Origin of the sequence: Agrobacterium sp. SORGH_AS_0440, from assembly GCF_031453135.1 — a bacterium.
In the GTDB taxonomy this organism is placed as follows: domain Bacteria; phylum Pseudomonadota; class Alphaproteobacteria; order Rhizobiales; family Rhizobiaceae; genus Agrobacterium; species Agrobacterium pusense.
In genome coordinates this window covers 1,057,571-1,076,620 of sequence record NZ_JAVIYR010000001.1, presented here as the reverse complement: position 1 = coordinate 1,076,620, position 19,050 = coordinate 1,057,571, and the positions used below count along the sequence as shown (strand labels likewise).

Here is a 19,050-nt window from a genome sequence, read left to right as displayed (position 1 = left end):
CGATAAATTTATTTATATTCAATAGATAAAGAGATGTGAATAACAAAATTGATCGCACGAACCTTTCAAGTCGCCGGAGAGAAATGGAAAGCAAGATCAGCCATGCCCACCCGGTAGCGGGGTGCCAGCAAGGATGACGAACCCTCGCGTCGCTAAATGAAGCGGAAAGGCAGACCGGAGATAAGGGCTTTGACGAAGCGCTTTTTCTGAAAGCGGCCGTTCAGTGAAACACGCGGCAAGAGTGTGGGCTTTTCGAGACTGCCGAGGCCGAGAACCCCCGCCTGTGTGGTGACTGCCGCGGAAAACCCTGCGTCCGATACCGCCTTCGCCTCGCGCTCGCCCACCGCCTTCGTCCAACCATAGGGATAAGAAAAGGAGCGCGGTGTATGGCCCGCATATTCCTCTACCCGGCGCTTCGATTCCGCAATCTCGTAAGCCAGGCGCTCAGCGTCGATCTTGCGCATATTCACATGGGTCATGGTATGGGCGCCGAGATGCACCAGAGGATCCTCCGACAGCGCTCTGAGTTCTGCCGCATCCATGATGAGTTCGTCCACGATGGCAACCGGATCGATGCCACACTGTCGAGCGGCGCGATCGATCCTCTCCACCGCTTCATCTTCGGCGGCACTTTGGACAAAATTTTCCAGCCGCGCGAATGCATCCGCTTTTTGCAGGAGCGTTCCGCATGTCACGTGCTCCGGCCCTGCCCCGAAATCGAAATCGAACGACGCCGCCTTCTGCGTCAAGGCGGCGGCGGTCTCCCACCACAGGCCGCGTGTACGCTCGACAAAACCGGGCGTGATGAAGACCGTGTAGGGAACGTTATATTTGCGAAAGATCGGCGCGGCGTAGTCTGCGTTGTTGCGATAGCCATCATCAAGCGTGAAGGCACAAAACGACCGGTCTTCTCCGCTGCCGGCAAGCAGTGCCGGAAGATCATGCAGGTGAACGGGAACGAGACCCGATTCGAGCGCCGCCTGTATGGCCTCTTCGAGGAACTCCGGCGTGACGGACAATTGTACATTGGGCGCGAAAGCCGAAACAGCGCCGCCCGGACGCACGTGGTGAAGCGTGAAGATGACACCTCGCCCGGCAAGCGAAGGGAATGCCGAGCGGACAGCCGGAAGGGAACTCACCTCCAGCCCGGCCCTTATGACGGTGTATTTCACAAGGCGTTTTACCGGCTGCAGCAAAAGGTCCGCGGGTTGTCGCGACGACAGGCCGGGTAATATCCGCTTTTTCAACACCCTGAAAGCTGTGAGCGGCAGGTCGATCAGGCCCGGCAGCGGGTCATTCAGCGCAAATGCAGCCCAACTGCGGACTTTGGCGAGGGACGCAAGATAGTCGGCAGCCCGCACCTCACCTCTCCGCCCCAGGGTAAATGCGGCAACAAGATCACGGACAAGATAGGACCACGACGTGCCGTTGCGGGGCTTGACCGGCTCGCCGGTCGGCTCTTCGTTGGCGGCACGCCATAACAATGCGCCAAGATCAATGCCGGCAGCAGAACAGAGGCCGAACCACGACCAAGGACGCGGATTCACATCGAGAAGTTTCAGCGTCCCGTCCCGGTCATCGAACTTGAATTCCACCTCGACCATTCCGCTATGACCGGCGGACCTCAATATTGTCCGGGCGGCATCGATCGCCGACGGGTTGTCGACAATCTCGACCCGAGTGCTGGTGTAACCGAAATCGACGGGATACTGACGGACGCGCCGGGCGGTGAATTCCGCCACTGGTTCTCCGTTCAGCCACAGGGCAGCATAGGAGAACTGGTTTCGTCCGCCACCTGGAATGAGTTCCTGCACCACCACATTGCCGGCGCCGATCTCTTCGCTGGCCTCGGCAAAGGCGGCTTTCAGGGCCTGCCGATCTTCGGCGCGGACGACCTTGGCGCGGGCGATCGCGGTATCGCCGCCGCCCATATTTGGCTTGAGAATGACGGGAAACAGCACGTCAAGCGCATCGATATCAGCGGCTGATGCCAGCGCATAGGTCCTGGGAATGCTGACGCCGAGTTCCGCCGCACGCCTGTATAGCAGCGGTTTTTCACACAGCCATTGCAGCGCCGCCCAGTCCGGCAGAACGATCTTGTAGAGAGCCGAAAGTTCATCGTGATGCTGCGAAACGAGCTGAACCTCACCATCGCCGGATGGGACCAGCAGCCAACCCTTGAGATGATGCCTGTCGGCCATCTGCCGCAGGAAAGACATTGCCCCTGCGTCGTGCGGACCGGCCCAGCGTATTGTCTCCCGCACGAAACGCGACCAGCTAGGCAGGGGTGAGTCATGGGTGAGGTAATAAACAGGCACATTCAGGGCCCCGAGGCTGCGCGCGAGGGCGAGCGTGCCATGAGCGCCGCCGACAATAACAACACCTGGAATGGTCAAAGCCTGATCCCCGTCCTACTCCATATCTTGATCGCAAAAATTGATAAATAAATTCGATATTTCCGAAATATGGGGGTCGCGGAAAGGCCAAGGCGCTTGCGCTGCCGGTCTCTCCACGATGCGTTCCGGACAGCATCCGGAAGGAAAATCAACGCCTCATACGTCTTTCCGAACCGGGCGCGGCTCACCGTTCTCATCGACGGCGACCATGATGAAGACGGCCTCTGTCACCTTTTCACGCGAATCCCGATAGTGCCGGCGCGTCCAAGCTTCGATCTTGAGCGTGACGGAGGTGCGGCCAATCTTTTCGATGCGGGTATAGACGCACAATGTATCACCGATCTTGACCGGCTTCTTGAAGACGATCTCGTTGACTGCGACGGTGACGGTTCGGCCCCCGGCCACATCATTGGCGCGGACGAAAGCGGCAAGGTCCATCTGCGACATGACCCAGCCGCCGAAAATATCGCCGGCCGGATTGGCATCGGCAGGCATGGCAAGCGTTCTGAGCGTCAGTTCCATATCGGCGGGCGGCTGCTGATCCATCTGTCAAATTCCTTTCACAAACCTCCCGCTGCCGGACTTAAACAACCGCACCCCTTCCGCCAATAGCCGATTTGTCGCGGCAGCCCTTCCAAAACCGCAAGGAATCACAGGGGCATCGTAAGCTTCGGTTAACCATGATGGGGCACGATTCCAAAAAAAGTGCGGGGGCGTACAAATGGCCTATGACTGGAGTGGAAACAACACGATACAGCAGCGTTACGATCGTATAGTTCTGGCGGTCGCTAGCGTTGTCGCCATCAGCCTGGCAACAGGTACACTGGCTTTCCGCTCACAGGTGGAGCCGAACAACACCATAAGTATCGCCAAACAACAGCGGCTCAACTCTGAAAAATGGCATTTGCGGCTCTGATACGCCTCGATCGGCACACCCGGCAGCACGACCATTGAGCTATTGCGGGGCGCCGCCATCGCGCCTGTCGGTCCCGTCCTTCTGGGAGACGTGGTCTAGATGGGCGACCGCCGGAGAAAGAATCGACAGAAAAGTCTCGGACCGGCCGATATAAACAATCGCCGCGCCCTCGATCCCGTTCAAAACCCCGGCCAGCGTGTCCTGCGTCTGTTTTTCCAAGCCTTCCAGCAGATCGTCAATGACGATGAATTTCGGTTTCAGCAACAGCGCATTGGCAACCCGGATGCTGGCCTGTTCGTCCGAATCCAGTTTTTTGTCCCAACGGATGTTTTCATCAAGACGAGAGGCCATCTCGCCGAGACCCGATGCGGCGAGCGCCGAAACATAATCCTCATCCGCAAAGCGCTGGGGTGCACGCGGATAAGCCATGATTTCGCGCAGCGTTCCTGCCGGCAGATAACCGTGCTGAGCAATGAAAAGCGTGTCGGTTTGATCCGGCATCTCTATCCTGCCCTGGCCCCAGGGCCACAGCCCCGCCATAGCTGCGAACAAAAGCCGCCGGTTCACACCTTGCTCGCCATTGATCATCAGCCGTTCGCCCGGCCCGACCTCGACATCCGCCTCATGCAGCATGAACCCGCGTTCAATGTCCTGCCCGCCCGCATCGCGGCAGATCGTAACCGACTGAAGACGGATTCTGTCATTTTCCGCACTGCGTTGCAGATCGATCGTCAGGCCGTGCTGTTCCACGCTGTCCATCTGGATCAAAGCGTTCCGGAACACGGAGACACGCTGCAACGTCGCCTTCCAGCTGGCGATCGGCCCGAAATTGTCGATATACCAGCGTAGCGCCGTATTCACCTGATTGAAGGCGCCGACCGCCATCATCAGCCCGCCGAAAGTGAGATTGCCGGAAAAATAGACCGGAGCCGCGATCAGGATCGGCGCCACCACCGCCAGCCAGCCATATCCCGCCGAGACCCAGGTCAGATGTGTCAGCGCCATGGCGAGTCCCCGGATGACACCGAGGACGGCATCGATATCGACGCCAATCCGCCGCCTCTCATTTTTTTCGCCACGCGCAAGGGCAATGGCGGCAAGATTTTCGCTCGCCCGCATTAGCGAAAAGCGAAGCTCAGCCTCTTTGGAATAACGCTCCGCGTTCAGCCCCACCAGCCGATAACCGACGAGGTTGCTGAGCAGGGAAGCGGAACCGGCATAAAGGATTGCCGCCCAGACCATATAGCCGGGGATAGCATAGGTATCGCCGCTGATGGTAATGGCAAAGCCCGCCGAGAGCGACCAGAGGACGCCGATGAAGCTGACAAGCAGGATCGTCGCGTTCACAAGACCGATCGAAAGCGCCGTACTGCTTTCGGCGAGGTTGCGGACATCGTCATGGAGCCGCTGGTCCGGATTGATGGCTATCGTACCGAAACTGGCGAGGCGGGCGGCTCGACCCGGCTTCAGCCACTGGTCCACCATATCCTTGGCAAGACCCTCGCGCATGTTAAGCGCCGTCATCTGGTTGAGCCAGGTCTGAATGACGTTGAGGAGCAGCAACAGCCCGGCGATAACCGCGAAAACCTCGAGCTGATGAAGGAAGGCGTCGAGATCGCGCCGTTCCAGCGCGTTATAAAACGGCGCATTCCATTCATTGAGCCTGATCTGCCCGTAGGCCGTCAGCAATATCACCGTGAGAAGGGCCACCGACAGCAAGATCAGACGGTTGCGCACCGGCGATGTCCAGAAGGCGCGCCCCATCACGCGCAGCTGAGCCGGAAAATCGAGATCGAAGCCCGAAAGGTTAGCCGCGCCCTTGCGCTGATCGTCGCTTACCGATGTTGCCATTCATCCATTCCGAAACGTCAGTGGGCAAAGAAAGCCGGTCGCGATTCTGCGCCTTTCGATGCCAAGCAATAACACGCCGTTCGACCATGTCCACAATGCCGGCGAAATCTCCGCGGCGACAACCTGAAAGCCCGCGCAATTCTTCGTGCAGGCAAATGAAGCGGCTTTGACCAACAATGCGATTGCCCCAGGAAATGATCCTTGCTTTCTTTTCCTGCATTGCACAAAATCCGAGTAATTTCAGAGGGGCGGACAAACCGCATAAGCCGGAAAACCGGGCAAGGCAGATTAATGGCGATCAAAGCGAGCATCTATCATCTGACGCATTATAAATACGACAATCCGGTTCGCCTTGGACCACAGATCATCAGACTGAAGCCCGCCTCACATTCCAGAACCAGCGTCATCAGCCATTCTCTCAAGGTTTCACCCTCCAATCACTTCGTGAACCTTCAGCAGGATCCCTACGGTAATTACCTTGCCCGCTTCGTTTTTCCGGAACCGGTGAGTGAATTCAAGATCGAGGTCGATCTTGTCGCCGATATGACGGTTTATAATCCGTTCGATTTCTTTGTGGAGGAAGAGGCGACAAAGTGGCCCTTCGACTATCCGCAGGAACTGCGCGACGATCTCTCCATCTACATGAAGCCGGAACCGACCGGTCCTCTGCTCGCCGCCTTCATGGCCACTGTCGACCGCACTCCGGGTCAACAGACGGTGGACATGGTCGTCGGCCTCAACGCCCGCCTGCAGCAGGAGATCGGTTACGTCATCCGCATGGAACCCGGCGTCCAGACACCTGAGGAGACGCTTGCTTCCGGCAAGGGGTCCTGCCGCGATACCAGCTGGCTGCTCGTGCAGGTCCTGAGGCATCTTGGCCTCGCTGCCCGTTTCGTGTCGGGATATCTCATCCAGTTGACACCGGACCTCAAGGCGCTGGACGGCCCATCCGGCACCGAGGTGGACTTCACCGATCTGCACGCATGGGCCGAAGTTTATATGCCGGGTGCGGGCTGGATCGGCCTCGACCCCACGTCCGGTCTGTTGACCGGCGAGAGCCATATTCCCTTGGCGGCAACACCGCATTACCGCAACGCCGCGCCTATTTCCGGCGGCTATTACGGCCATGCCAACACGGAATTCGCCTTCGACATGCAGGTCCGGCGGGTTGCCGAGACGCCGCGCATCACCAAGCCTTTTTCGGACGAAAGCTGGGACGAACTCAATGCGCTCGGCCAGGAGGTCGATGAGGTTCTGAATACCCATGATGTCCGGTTGACCATGGGCGGCGAACCGACCTTCGTTTCCATCGACGATTTCGAATCCGATGAGTGGAACACCGGTGCGGTGGGGCCGACAAAGCGCGAAAAGGCCGACCTGCTGATCCGCCGCCTGCGCGAGCGTTTCGCACCGGGTGGGTTTTTGCATTACGGCCAGGGAAAATGGTATCCGGGCGAAAGCCTGCCGCGCTGGACGTTCTCGCTTTATTGGCGCAAGGATGGCCTGCCGATCTGGCAGAACCCGGCGCTTATCGCCGAGGAGGGCGCGAATACCGGCGCAAAGGCGGAAGACGCGCAGAAACTGCTGGGCGGCATCGCCTCCCATCTCGGCATCGAACGGGAGCTGGTGCTGCCGGCCTATGAGGATCCGGCGGAATGGATCATCAAGGAAGGCAGCCTTCCCGACAATGTTGACCCGTCAAATTCCAAGCTGAAGGACCCGGAGGAGCGAAACCGCATAGCCCGCGTCTTCGAGCGGGGACTGACGAAACCGACCGGCTATATTCTTCCCGTTCAGGCGTGGAATGCGCGCGCCGCCGGCAAGCGCTGGATCAGCGAAAAATGGAAGACGCGGCGCGGTAAAATATTCCTCGTTCCGGGTGACAGCCCGGTGGGTTACCGCCTGCCACTCGGCACCCTGCCCTATGTGCCGCCATCCGCCTATCCCTATATTCACGAGGCCGACCCCTCGATCCCTCGCGGTCCGCTTCCCGACGTCTTCACGCCATCGGGCCGCGCCATGCCCGAAGCTTCTTTCCATGCCAGCGAGGCCGCGGGGCAGGAACGCGTAGAGCAGACTCTCGGCGAAATCGGCGGCGCGGTGCGCACCGCCATGTCGGTGGAACCGCGTGACGGCAGGCTCTGCGTCTTCATGCCGCCAGTGGAACGCATCGAGGACTATCTCGAGCTGATTGCAGCAGCGGAGGCGGCAGCCGCCGATCTTGGACTGCCAGTCCACATAGAGGGTTATGCGCCGCCGCATGATGAGCGTATCAATGTAATCCGCGTCGCGCCCGATCCCGGTGTCATAGAGGTCAACATCCACCCCGCTTCAAGCTGGAAGGACTGTGTCGACATTACCACCGCAGTCTACGAAGAGGCGCGCCAGTCACGTCTCGGTGCCGACAAATTCATGATCGATGGCCGTCATACCGGCACCGGCGGCGGCAACCATGTGGTGGTGGGCGGCGCCAATCCCAATGACAGCCCATTCCTGCGCCGACCCGATCTTCTGAAAAGTCTCGTGCTGCACTGGCAGCGGCACCCCTCGCTTTCCTATCTCTTCTCAGGGCTCTTCATCGGCCCGACGAGCCAGGCGCCACGTATCGACGAAGCCCGCCACGACAGTCTCTACGAACTGGAGATCGCGCTTGCGCAGGTGCCGCTGCCCGGTGAAGGCGTTCCGCCCTTGCCATGGCTGGTTGACCGCCTGTTCCGCAATCTTCTGACGGATGTAACGGGCAATACCCACCGCGCCGAAATATGCATCGACAAGCTGTTTTCGCCTGATGGACCGACCGGCCGCCTCGGGCTGGTGGAATTTCGCGGTTTCGAAATGCCGCCGAATGCGCGCATGTCGCTTGCCCAGCAGTTGCTGGTGCGTGCTCTCATTGCGCGTTTCTGGAAAAACCCGGCCGTCGGCAAATTCGTGCGCTGGGGCACGGCACTCGCCGATCGTTTCATGCTACCGCATTATATCTGGGCGGATTTCCTGGATGTGCTTGCAGACCTCAGGGAAAACGGTTTCGACCTGAAGCCCGAATGGTTCACCGCCCAGCAGGAATTCCGTTTCCCCTTTTTCGGGGAGGTGGAATATGAAGGATCAAAGCTGGAATTGCGCCAGGCGCTGGAACCCTGGCATGTGATGGGCGAACAGGGCGCCATCGGCGGCACCGTGCGTTATGTCGACAGCTCCGTCGAGCGCCTGCAGGTGCGGCTCGAAACGTCCAATCCCGCCCGCTACGCGGTGGCCTGCAACGGCCGCGCCGTTCCGCTGACTCCGACGGAAAACCGCAGCGTCGCGGTTGCCGGCGTCCGCTTCAAGGCATGGCAGCCCGCTTCCGGCCTACATCCCGTGCTGCCCGTCAATTCACCCTTGACCTTTGACATTTATGATACATGGTCGAGGCGATCGATCGGCGGATGCATCTATCATGTTGCTCATCCGGGCGGGCGCAATTACGAGACATTTCCCGTCAACGGCAATGAGGCGGAGGCACGCCGCCTCGCCCGTTTCGAACCATGGGGGCATACGGCAGGGCAATATCCGCTTCGGGCGGAAACCGTGTCGCCAGAATTTCCGCTGACGCTCGATCTGCGCCGGCCTTACGGAGTATAAATTGTCCAAAGCCCCGGCAACGGAACGCAAGACGGAAACGAGCGCGCGACCAAGCGGGCTTGAATATTCCCCTTTGCCTGGCGTTGCCGACGAAATGCTCGATAATAACGGCACGGTGAGACCGGTCTGGAAGACCCTGCTCGAGGCCCTCTCGCGCATGTCTGAGCGGGAGCTGCATGAGCGTTTTGCCCGCACTGACCGCTATCTGCGCGATGCCGGCGTGTTCTACCGCGATTACGGCAAGGGCAGCAGCGAAAGAAACTGGCCGATCTCCCATATTCCGGTGCTGATCGACGACCGGGAATGGACGGTTCTTGCCGAGGGGTTGAAGCAGCGCGCCAATCTTCTGGAAGCCATGGTCGCCGATTTTTACGGCGAAAACCGACTGGTGAAGGAAGGTTATGTGCCGCCGGCGCTGATTGCCTCCAATCCCGAATATCTGCGCCCCATGGTCGGCGTAAAGCCGGCAAGCGGTCATTACCTGCATTTCTGTTCCTTCGAGATCGGGCGTGGGCCAGATGGCAACTGGTGGGTGCTGGCCGACAGGACACAGGCGCCCTCCGGTGCGGGTTTCGCGCTCGAAAACCGGGTAGCGACCACGCGTGCGCTCTCCGACATCTATGCCGAAACCCATGTTCACCGTCTGGCCTCGTTTTTTGGTGCTTTCCGCGACACGCTGCAGGCGCAAAGAAAACACCCTGACGACCGGATCGCCGTGTTAACGCCCGGCCCGGCCAACGAGACCTATTTCGAACACGCCTATATCGCCCGTTATCTTGGCTTCATGCTGCTGGAGGGCGAAGACCTGACCGTTGTCAATGGCCGCGTCATGGTCAGAACGGTTGCCGGGTTGAAGCCGATCGGCGTCCTCTGGCGGCGTCTCGACGCATCCTATTCCGATCCGCTGGAGCTCAACCAGCAATCCCATATCGGCACGCCGGGCATGGTACAGGCATTGCGCAATGAAGCGCTCACCATCGTCAACGCGCTCGGCAGCGGAATTCTGGAAACGCGGGCGCTGCTTGCCTTCATGCCGCGCATCTGCCGCCACATTCTCGGCGAAGAACTGAAATTGCCGTCCATCGCCACCTGGTGGTGCGGACAGGAGGCTGAACGCCGTCACGTCGCCGGCAATATCGAAGGCATGGTCATTGGCCCGGCCTATTCCCGGCTTCCGTTCTTCGACGATAACGGCCAGTCCGTGCTTGGCTCCTCCCTGAGAGAAACTGCAAAGGAATCGATCAGCGACTGGCTTGCCTCCGATGGCCACAGGCTGGTGGGCCAGGAAGTGGTGAAGCTTTCAACCACCCCGGCCTACGTCGACAACAAGCTCGTGCCGCGCCCGATGAGCCTTCGTGTATTTGCCGCCCGCACCCAGGATGGCTGGCAGATCATGCCGGGTGGCTTTGCCCGGATCGGCAGCGGTGACGACGTGTCCGCCATCGCCATGCAATCGGGCGGAAGCGCGGCTGATGTCTGGATCGTCAGCGACAGACCGGTGGAGCGCACCACGCTTCTGCCGGCGGAAGAGAGCTTCACCCGCAACATGCCGGGCAGCCTGCCAAGCCGCGCGGCCGACAATCTCTTCTGGCTGGGTCGTTACATCGAGCGCTCTGAAGGCGCCTTGCGCATCCTTCGCGCCTGGCATGGGCGTTATGCCGAATCCGCTGATCCGCGCCAGCCGCTGCTCGCGCATGTCACGCGGTATCTCGAAGCGCTTGATGTGGAGATGAACGATGCCGTGCCGGAAAGCCTGCTTACCAACATCAACAGCGCGCTTTATTCCGCCAGCAACATTCGTGACCGCTTTTCGCCGGACGGATGGCTGGCGCTGAACGACCTTGCCAAGACGGCCCGCCGTTTCCACGCGAAAGTGGCTCCCGGCGACGACGCGACCCATGCCATGACGGTCCTCTTGCGCAAGCTTGCGGGCTTTGCCGGCCTGGTGCACGAAAACATGTATCGCTTTACCGGCTGGCGTTTCCTGTCGATCGGCCGTTATCTTGAACGCGGACTGCATATGACGCGCCTTCTCGGCCATATGACCGGCCCGGACGCGCCAGATGGATCCTATGACATGCTGCTTGAAATCGGCGACAGCGTCATGACCCATCGCCGGCGGTATAACGTCAATACGGCAGGTCTGACCGTGACCGATCTTCTGGCACTCGACCCGCTCAATCCCCGCTCGATCCTGTTCCAGCTGAACGAGATCCGCACCGAGGTGGAGCAGCTTCCAAACGCCTTCGTCAACGGCCAGATGTCGCCCTTCTACCGCGAGACGATGCGTCTGCATTCCGGGTTGGCGGTCATGACGCCGGAAAACATGAATGGCGCGATCTACCGCCAGCTCGAAACCGACATGGAGCATCTTTCCGATGTTCTGGCCCGGACCTATCTCGGATAATCCTATGCTCTATGATCTTTCCCTGCATATGGGTTACACCTACGACACGCCGGCCCATGGCGCACGCCACATCATCCGCGTCCTGCCGCTCTCCATCCCGGGTCGACAGCGGCTCGTCGCCGGCTCCATCGACGTTTCGCCGACGCCGGAAGAACGGGCCGTCTTCGAGGATTTCTTTCATCTCTCGGCAACATCGGTGCATCTGCGCGCACCGCATGAAAAGCTCGATATTCGCATGCAGGCGCGGGTGATGGTGGAAGCCCCGGCATTGACGGCGGATTTTTCGCCCGAGCTTTCCCGCCTGCCGCAGGACCTCGCCGGTGTGTGGTCGCTCGATTTCCAGTCGCCGCACCACTTTATCGGCGCTAGTCCAAGGATCGGAATGGACACGGCGATATCCGCCTATGCCCGGGAAGTGCTGAAGCCCGGAATGACCATTCGCGAAATTGCGCTCTCTCTGTGCAAACGGATTCATAAGGACTTTACCTATGACGGCGAGGCGACGACCGTTGATACGACACCTGCGGAAGCCTTCAAACTAAAGCGCGGCGTGTGCCAGGATTTTTCGCATATCATGATCATGGCCTTGCGCAGCCTCGGCATTCCCGCCGGTTATGTCAGCGGTTTCCTGCGTACCATTCCTCCGCCCGGCAAGGAACGGCTTGAAGGCGCCGACGCAATGCACGCCTGGGTGCGCATCTGGTGCGGCGAGGCTGCCGGTTATCTGGAGCTCGATCCCACCAACGACATCGTGGCGGGGAGCGACCATATCGTCGTCGGTTATGGCAGGGATTATTCCGATGTCGCCCCCGTTATCGGGGTATTGAAGAGCTACGGCAATCAGCAGATAAAACAGGCGGTCGACGTGATCCCCGTCCAGCAATGACACAACGTGTATTATTCCAGACCTTCGCGACGACAATTTCTTGAAAATACTTTGAAAGCTGCGTCAATTTGACCACTGCGTAAAATTGAACCGATCACCTTAGCGGATTTTACATCGTTTGCGGGTTTCCTGCGCTCAGTCGAATATTCTAATCGGTGAGCCCCCCTATGACCGCCTCCGCACCTGACAAATTGAAGCGCCGTTTCCTGACCGATAAGAGCGGCAATTTCGGCATCATGACGGCAATCCTGCTGCCTGTCTTGCTCGGTTTTGCCGGTGCCGGCATGGAGTTGGCGAATGTGATGCAGGTGAAAGCGGACATGCAGAACACTGCGGATTCAGCCGCCCTTGCGGCGGCAACCGAGGCGCGGCTGAAAAAGGGCGATCTGACGGATGAGCAGATCAAGGAAATCGCCAAGGGCTTCATTGCCGCGCAGATGGAAAAAAGCCTGACCGAAGAAGAAAAGAAGAAACTGGAGGAGAATTCTCCAACCAGCATTACGACGACGGAAAATGCCCGCGGCAAGACCTACACGATCGAAACCACGATCAACCACAAGGTTCAGCTCAATCCGCTGCTCGGGTTCATTGGCGCAAAAACACTCGATCTTTCGGTAACCGGCACCGCAAAGAGCACCGTCAACAAGGGTGCTCCAATCTCCATGTATCTGGCGCTAGATCGTTCCGGCTCGATGTCGTTCAAGACGGATACAATCGATACCAAAAAAACGTCATGCCAGAACTACACGGCTGATAATTGGGGTAAATATCCCAATCTGGGAAAGACATCCCCCTGCTATGTCAACAAGGCCACGTCGCTCAAAACCGCGGTCGGATTTCTCGTCGCCACATTGAACAAGGCCGACCCGACTTACACTGCCAACGGCAGTTCGCAACTGGTGCGGACAGGTGCCTCGGTCTATACGCACGAGACCTATGCCGCCCAGCCCCTCAGCTGGGGCACGAGCAGTGTTGTCAGCTATGTGGACAAACAGATTCCGGAATTTCCCACCGGCGGCACGGATGCCCGCAGCAGCCTGAACGCCGCCTATAACGCACTCAAGAAAGCCAATCCCGACGAGGCGAAGGCACATAAAACGCAGGGGAACGAATCCTTCGAGCGCTATATTGTTCTGATGACCGATGGCGAAATGACGGGAAACAGCGCCTCGTGGAATTCCAGCATCGACCAGTCGGTGCGCACCACCTGCGAGACTGCCAAGAAAGATGGAATCAAGATTTTCAGCGTCGCCTTCATGGCGCCGGACAAGGGCAAGGCGCTGCTGCAATATTGCGCATCGAGCGCTGACAATTATTACGCCCCTGAAAACATGGAGCAGATCGTAACAGCCTTTGGCGAAATCGCCCGCAAGGCTGCAGGCAGCATAGCCACGCTCACCAACTGATCCGCTTCCGGCGCCGCCGCGCCGGAGCGCCTTCTCCGCTGCATGGCTGACAGAACATGTGCGGCAGGTGACAGCGGCGGCGGCCCGTGGCATAGGAGGGCCGCTCCCATTCACAGGCCCTGTCATGATCCGCATCGAAAACATCAGCAAGTCGAACAGTCACCGCATTCTCTATATCGAGGCCTCCGCCGCGCTCAATCGCGGTGAGAAGATCGGCCTTGTCGGTCCGAACGGTGCCGGCAAGACAACGCTTTTCCGGATGATCACTGGCGAGGAGCAGCCGGACGAGGGTCAGATCGTCGTCGAAAAGGGCATGACGGTCGGCTATTTCGATCAGGATGTCGGTGAAATGTCCGGCCGCTCTGCCGTAGCCGAGGTTATGGAGGGTGCAGGCCCGGTCAGCGAGGTCGCGGCGGAGCTTCGGGAACTGGAAGCCGCAATGTCCGATCCCGACCGGATGGACGAGATGGACGCCATCATCGAACGTTACGGCGAAGTGCAGGCGCGGTACGAAGAGCTTGATGGTTACGCGCTGGAAGGCCGTGCGCGTGAGGTGCTGGACGGGTTGAGCTTCAGCCAGGAGATGATGGACGGCGATGTTTCCAAGCTTTCCGGCGGCTGGAAGATGCGCGTCGCGCTTGCCCGCATCCTTTTGATGCGGCCGGACGTGATGCTGCTCGACGAACCCTCCAACCATCTCGATCTTGAAAGCCTGATCTGGCTTGAGGATTTCCTGAAGAATTATGACGGCGCGCTGCTGATGACCTCGCACGACCGGGAATTCATGAACCGCATCGTCAACAAGATCATCGAAATCGACGGCGGGAGTCTCACCACCTATTCCGGCGACTACGGCTTTTACGAACAGCAGCGCGCGCAGAATGAAAAGCAGCAGCAGGCACAGTTTGAACGCCAGCAGGCCATGCTCGCCAAGGAAATCAAGTTCATCGAGCGCTTCAAGGCGCGCGCCTCGCATGCCGCGCAGGTGCAGAGCCGCGTGAAGAAACTCGACAAGATTGATCGCGTCGAGCCGCCACGCCGGCGCCAGACTGTTGCTTTCGAGTTCGCGCCGGCGCCCCGCTCGGGTGAGGATGTCGTGGCGCTGAAGAAGGTGAACAAGGCCTATGGCAGCCGCACCATTTATGGCGATCTCGACTTCATGGTGCGGCGCAAGGAACGCTGGTGCATCATGGGCGTCAATGGTGCAGGAAAATCAACGCTGTTGAAGCTCGTGACCGGCACGGCGGAACCGGATTCCGGCAAGGTTACCCTCGGCGCCAGCGTCAAGCTCGGTTACTTCGCCCAGCATGCCATGGATGTTCTTGACGGTGACAGCACCATCCTGGAATGGCTGGAAGAGCGCTTTCCAAAGGCGGGGCAGGCGCCGTTGCGCGCCCTTGCAGGCTGTTTCGGTTTTTCCGGCGACGACGTGGAAAAACGTTGCCGCGTTCTTTCCGGCGGTGAAAAGGCCCGTCTCGTCATGGCTGCCATGCTGTTCGATCCGCCGAATTTCCTCGTGCTGGATGAGCCAACCAACCATCTCGATCTCGACACCAAGGAAATGCTGATCAAGGCCCTTTCGGATTATGAAGGCACGATGCTGTTCGTTTCGCATGACCGTCATTTCCTGGCCGCCCTTTCGAACCGGGTTCTGGAACTGACGCCCGATGGTATCCATCAATATGGTGGCGGGTACACCGAATATGTCGAAAGCACCGGACAGGAAGCCCCGGGCCTTCACAGCTGAGCCATCTGCCGAACGCACCGCCCTGTGACGGCAGCTTTCTTTTGGAGACTGGAGAAGCAGATGCGGATCGTGGTTTACAGCGCCAAGCCCTATGACCGGCAGTTCCTTGACGCTGCCGCCCACCCTGGCATGAAGATGCAATATTGCGAAGCGCGCCTGTCTGCCGAAACGGTGGCGTTGGCGGAGGGAGCGATGGCGATCTGTGCCTTCGTCAATGACGACCTGTCCGGACCGGTGCTCGAGAAACTTGCGGCAATGGGCGTGCGACTTGTCGCCCTGCGATGCGCCGGGTTCAATCAGGTGGACCTTCAGGCCGCCGAAAAGCTCGGCCTCACCATTGCGCGCGTGCCGGCCTATTCGCCCTATGCGGTGGCGGAACACACCATGGCGCTCATCCTGTCGCTCAACCGCAAGATTCACCGCGCCTATAATCGCGTTCGCGAGGGAAATTTCGCACTTGACGGGCTGCTTGGCTTCGATCTTCACGGGAAGACGGTTGGTATTGTGGGGACGGGAAAGATCGGAGCGATCTTCACGCGTATCGCGGCCGGCTTCGGCTGCCGTCTGCTCGGCCACGATATCCGCCAGAATCCGGATTGCGTGGCGCTGGGCATGACCTATGTCACGCGAGAGGAGCTGTTCCGCGCGTCGGACGTACTCACACTGATGTGCCCGCTGACACCGGAGACCCGCCATCTCATTCGTAGCGAAACGCTGCCGCTGCTGAAAAAGGGCGTAATGCTCATCAATACCAGCCGCGGCGCCATCATCGACACGCAGGCCGCGATTGCCGGATTAAAAGACGGCACCATCGGTTCCCTCGGCATTGACGTCTACGAGGAGGAAGCCGATCTCTTTTTCGAGGATCTGTCCAATGACGTGTTGCGCGATGACGTTTTCGCGCGGTTGTTGACCTTTCCCAATGTTCTGGTGACCGGTCATCAGGGTTTCTTCACACAGGAAGCACTCACAAACATTGCGGACACGACAATCGCCAACATTACGAGCTTTCTTGATACCGGCAAGGCGCTGCATGCCGTCTCGAGGACCTAGGTCGCCGGGATCGCTAACCACCTGAGAACTGCAAAATTCGCCCCGGACGCAATTGCCCGCCCCTGAGACCCGGTATAGGTTCACTCGATCTTTTTCGAGCTTTCAAACCTGACCGGTCGGGCAACAGATGCAACTCAAAGACTGCTATAATTTCCACGATTTTCGCCGCATGGCCAAACAGCGTCTTCCCGGACCGATCTTCAACTACATCGACGGCGCTGCCGATGACGAGGTGACGTATCGACGAAACACGGCCGCCTTCGAAAAATGCGATCTGGTTCCGGACGTGCTGCGCGGCGTTGCCGATGTGGATATGTCTGTCACCGTCATGGGGCAGAAGCTGTCAATGCCGGTCTATTGCTCCCCGACGGCACTTCAGCGCCTCTTTCACCATCAGGGAGAACGGGCGGTTGCTGCGGCGGCCGGCAAATTCGGCACGATGTTCGGCGTGTCCTCTCTCGGCACCACAAGCCTGGAGGAAGCGCGCCGGATCAGCGGCGGGCCGCAGGTCTATCAGTTTTATTTCCACAAGGACCGTGGCCTCAACCGCGATATGATGGCACGCGCAAAAAGCGCCGGTGTGGAAACCATGATGCTGACGGTGGATAGCATCACCGGCGGAAACCGCGAGCGCGACAAGCGCACCGGCTTTGCCATTCCTTTCAAGCTCAATCTTTCCGGCATTGCGCAATTTGCCATGAAACCGGCATGGGGCATCAATTACCTGACCCATGAGCGCTTCAGCCTGCCGCAACTCGACGATCACATCAAGATGGACGGTGGAGCGCTCTCCATCAGCCGCTATTTCACTGAGATGCTCGATCCTTCCATGAATTGGGAGGACGTGGAGCAGATGGTGCGCGAATGGGGCGGACCTTTTTGCCTGAAAGGCATCATGTCGGTGGACGACGCACGGCGTGCCGTCGAGATCGGCTGCAGCGGCATCGTGCTCTCCAATCATGGCGGCCGCCAGCTTGATGGTTCCCGCAGCGCTTTCGACCAGCTGGCCGAGATCGTCGATGCGGTCGGTGACCGGATTGACGTGATGATGGATGGCGGCATTCAGCGTGGCACCCATGTACTAAAAGCCCTGTCTCTGGGGGCAAAAGCCGTGGGGCTTGGCCGCTATTATCTTTTCCCGCTTGCCGCTGCAGGCCAGGCGGGGGTCGAGAGGGCCTTGGAAACAATGCGTATCGAAATCGAGCGCGGCATGAAGCTGATGGGCTGCACAACTGTCGAGCAACTGACCCGCCGCAACCTCCGGTTCCGGGACTAGGGAAGCGTTCCACGATCTCAGGGCAGGTCAAAGCCTGCCACTGCCACCGCAGACCATTTCAGCCGCGTTTCGTTGATGTTCCTGAAGCGCCAGACCGATGTTCCAGGTGAGCGCCAGGGATACCAGCACGCAAATGCCACCGGAAATCAGCGAACGATGGCGCCTGGCGCCAGACAAAAACAGCCAGCCGATGACGGCATAGGCCAAAAACGCCGGCACGGCAGCGACAAGAACCGATAGGGGGCCGTCGCAATCGATAGCCTCGATACCGACGGCGCGATATTCATTTGGCGTTCCCACAAGCCCGAGGGCGGCGACGGGGAACATCGCAACCAAAACGGCATAACGGAAAAAGCGGGGCGTATCGGGCATATCTGCTCCCTGACCGGATTATTGACCTCCCTGGTGCGGCCAAGAGACGCTTTATCGGTGCATGGAAGGAGGATCGCCAATATTTGCCAAGAAAGCCAGTCCTTATGCCGAGATGGCCTTGGCAGACCGTTCCGCATGTGTATATGGTTGCATTGTGCAACCATATTGGATTAACCATGCCTGAACAGCCCCTTCCCATACACGATATCCGCTCCATCTCGCGGCGGCTTGTTCGCGAACTCGGCTTTATGGGAGGAGATTTTGCCGGCACTGATCTGCCGCCCTCCGCCGTGCACGCGCTGATCGAGATCGAGGCGTGCCCCGGCATCACAGCTCGGGATCTGGCGAAGTTGCTCAGGCTGGAGAAATCGAGCGTCAGCCGAATGCTTCGCAAACTCGTCCTTTCAGGAGACCTCCTGGAGGAGACGGATATCGACGATAGCCGAATCAAACGGCTCCGCCTGACCAAACCTGGGCACAATAGGGTGGGAACCATTCACGCCTTCGCAAATCGGCAGGTATCGAGTGCCTTAACACGGATCGGCCCGGCGCAAGCTCTCACGGTTCTGGAAGGGCTACGCCTTTATGCCGATGCGCTGGGAGACAGGGGCGATGTCACGGCTCCGGCCGTCGAGGTCATCGAAGGCTACTGGCCGGGGCTCATCGCTCGCATTACGCAGATGCATGCGCTTTATTACGCCCGGACATCCGGCTTCGGCCAGCGTTTCGAATCCGTTGTAGCAGAGGGCCTCGCGGCTTTTTGCAACCGGCTGGACAGCCCGAAGAACGCGATCTGGGTTGCAATGCGCAGCCAGCAAATCATCGGCTCCATCGCGATCGACGGCGAAGATCTCGGAGCGGATATTGCGCATCTGCGCTGGTTTATTGTCGACGACGGTGCGCGCGGCAGCGGTGTCGGACGCAGACTGCTCGAAACAGCACTGGCCTTTGTCGACAAAAATGGCTTCACCGCAACCCATCTCTGGACATTCAACGGTCTCTCGACCGCACGCCACCTTTACGAGACCCATGGTTTTACATGCGTCGAGGAATATCCGGGCAGCCAATGGGGAAGCGAGGTCTTGGAGCAACGCTTTGTCCGGCGGCGGCCCGGTTGATCGT

At 59.2% G+C, this 19,050-nt stretch carries 14 protein-coding genes; 9 read left to right on the top strand and 5 right to left on the bottom strand.

Translation table 11 applies throughout. The features are described from left to right. Positions 1-152: 152 nt before the first annotated feature. Together QE453_RS04950 and QE453_RS04945 are read right to left on the bottom strand one after the other, a co-directional pair. Positions 153-2,396 (bottom strand): polysaccharide deacetylase family protein, encoded by a 2,244-nt coding sequence (locus QE453_RS04950; RefSeq protein WP_309776512.1) that lies wholly within the window; start codon positions 2,394-2,396, stop codon positions 153-155. Between the two features lie 156 nt (positions 2,397-2,552). Further along, positions 2,553-2,942: an acyl-CoA thioesterase gene (locus QE453_RS04945; protein WP_004437343.1), complete on the bottom strand. Its 390-nt coding sequence runs from the start codon at positions 2,940-2,942 to the stop codon at positions 2,553-2,555. A gap of 175 nt (positions 2,943-3,117) precedes the next feature. Here QE453_RS04945 and QE453_RS04940 point away from each other — a divergent pair, with 175 nt between their 5' ends. After that, positions 3,118-3,312, top strand: a complete 195-nt coding sequence (locus QE453_RS04940) for a hypothetical protein (RefSeq protein ID WP_004437341.1) — start codon at positions 3,118-3,120, stop codon at positions 3,310-3,312. A gap of 39 nt (positions 3,313-3,351) precedes the next feature. Here QE453_RS04940 and QE453_RS04935 read toward each other — a convergent pair whose 3' ends face one another. Further along, positions 3,352-5,163, bottom strand: a complete 1,812-nt coding sequence (locus tag QE453_RS04935) for an ABC transporter ATP-binding protein/permease (RefSeq protein ID WP_309776510.1) — start codon at positions 5,161-5,163, stop codon at positions 3,352-3,354. Next, positions 5,120-5,383: a hypothetical protein gene (locus QE453_RS04930; RefSeq protein ID WP_035207386.1), complete on the bottom strand. Its 264-nt coding sequence runs from the start codon at positions 5,381-5,383 to the stop codon at positions 5,120-5,122. Before QE453_RS04930 ends, QE453_RS04935 begins: the two co-directional genes overlap by 44 nt. 71 nt (positions 5,384-5,454) lie before the next feature. Between QE453_RS04930 and QE453_RS04925 the strand changes: the two genes are divergently transcribed. The 7 genes from QE453_RS04925 (at position 5,455) to QE453_RS04895 (ending at position 17,556) form a co-directional block, all read left to right on the top strand. After that, on the top strand, positions 5,455-8,781 hold the full coding sequence (locus tag QE453_RS04925) for a transglutaminase family protein (protein ID WP_309776508.1): 3,327 nt from the start codon (positions 5,455-5,457) through the stop codon (positions 8,779-8,781). A 1-nt stretch (position 8,782) separates the two neighbouring features. Next, complete coding sequence (locus QE453_RS04920) at positions 8,783-11,188, top strand: circularly permuted type 2 ATP-grasp protein (RefSeq protein ID WP_244455966.1); 2,406 nt, start codon at positions 8,783-8,785, stop codon at positions 11,186-11,188. Positions 11,189-11,192: 4 nt separating this feature from the next. Then, complete coding sequence (locus tag QE453_RS04915) at positions 11,193-12,074, top strand: transglutaminase family protein (protein WP_045534650.1); 882 nt, start codon at positions 11,193-11,195, stop codon at positions 12,072-12,074. A 167-nt stretch (positions 12,075-12,241) separates the two neighbouring features. Further along, positions 12,242-13,480: a TadE/TadG family type IV pilus assembly protein gene (locus tag QE453_RS04910; protein WP_244455967.1), complete on the top strand. Its 1,239-nt coding sequence runs from the start codon at positions 12,242-12,244 to the stop codon at positions 13,478-13,480. 124 nt (positions 13,481-13,604) lie between these two features. Further along, positions 13,605-15,227, top strand: coding sequence for an ABC-F family ATP-binding cassette domain-containing protein (locus QE453_RS04905; protein WP_004437328.1), 1,623 nt, complete (start codon positions 13,605-13,607; stop codon positions 15,225-15,227). A 60-nt stretch (positions 15,228-15,287) separates the two neighbouring features. Continuing rightward, on the top strand, positions 15,288-16,280 hold the full coding sequence (locus QE453_RS04900; protein ID WP_309776504.1) for a 2-hydroxyacid dehydrogenase: 993 nt from the start codon (positions 15,288-15,290) through the stop codon (positions 16,278-16,280). A 127-nt stretch (positions 16,281-16,407) separates the two neighbouring features. Beyond that, entirely contained in the window at positions 16,408-17,556 is a 1,149-nt protein-coding gene (locus tag QE453_RS04895; protein ID WP_022563314.1) for an alpha-hydroxy acid oxidase, read from the top strand. A gap of 27 nt (positions 17,557-17,583) precedes the next feature. Here QE453_RS04895 and QE453_RS04890 read toward each other — a convergent pair whose 3' ends face one another. Continuing rightward, positions 17,584-17,928 carry a hypothetical protein gene (locus QE453_RS04890; protein ID WP_006699943.1) on the bottom strand — a complete coding sequence of 115 codons (345 nt, stop codon included), beginning with the start codon at positions 17,926-17,928 and terminating at the stop codon, positions 17,584-17,586. A gap of 176 nt (positions 17,929-18,104) precedes the next feature. Here QE453_RS04890 and QE453_RS04885 point away from each other — a divergent pair, with 176 nt between their 5' ends. Further along, entirely contained in the window at positions 18,105-19,046 is a 942-nt protein-coding gene (locus QE453_RS04885; protein ID WP_244455969.1) for a helix-turn-helix domain-containing GNAT family N-acetyltransferase, read from the top strand. The last annotated feature ends 4 nt before the right edge of the window (positions 19,047-19,050 follow it).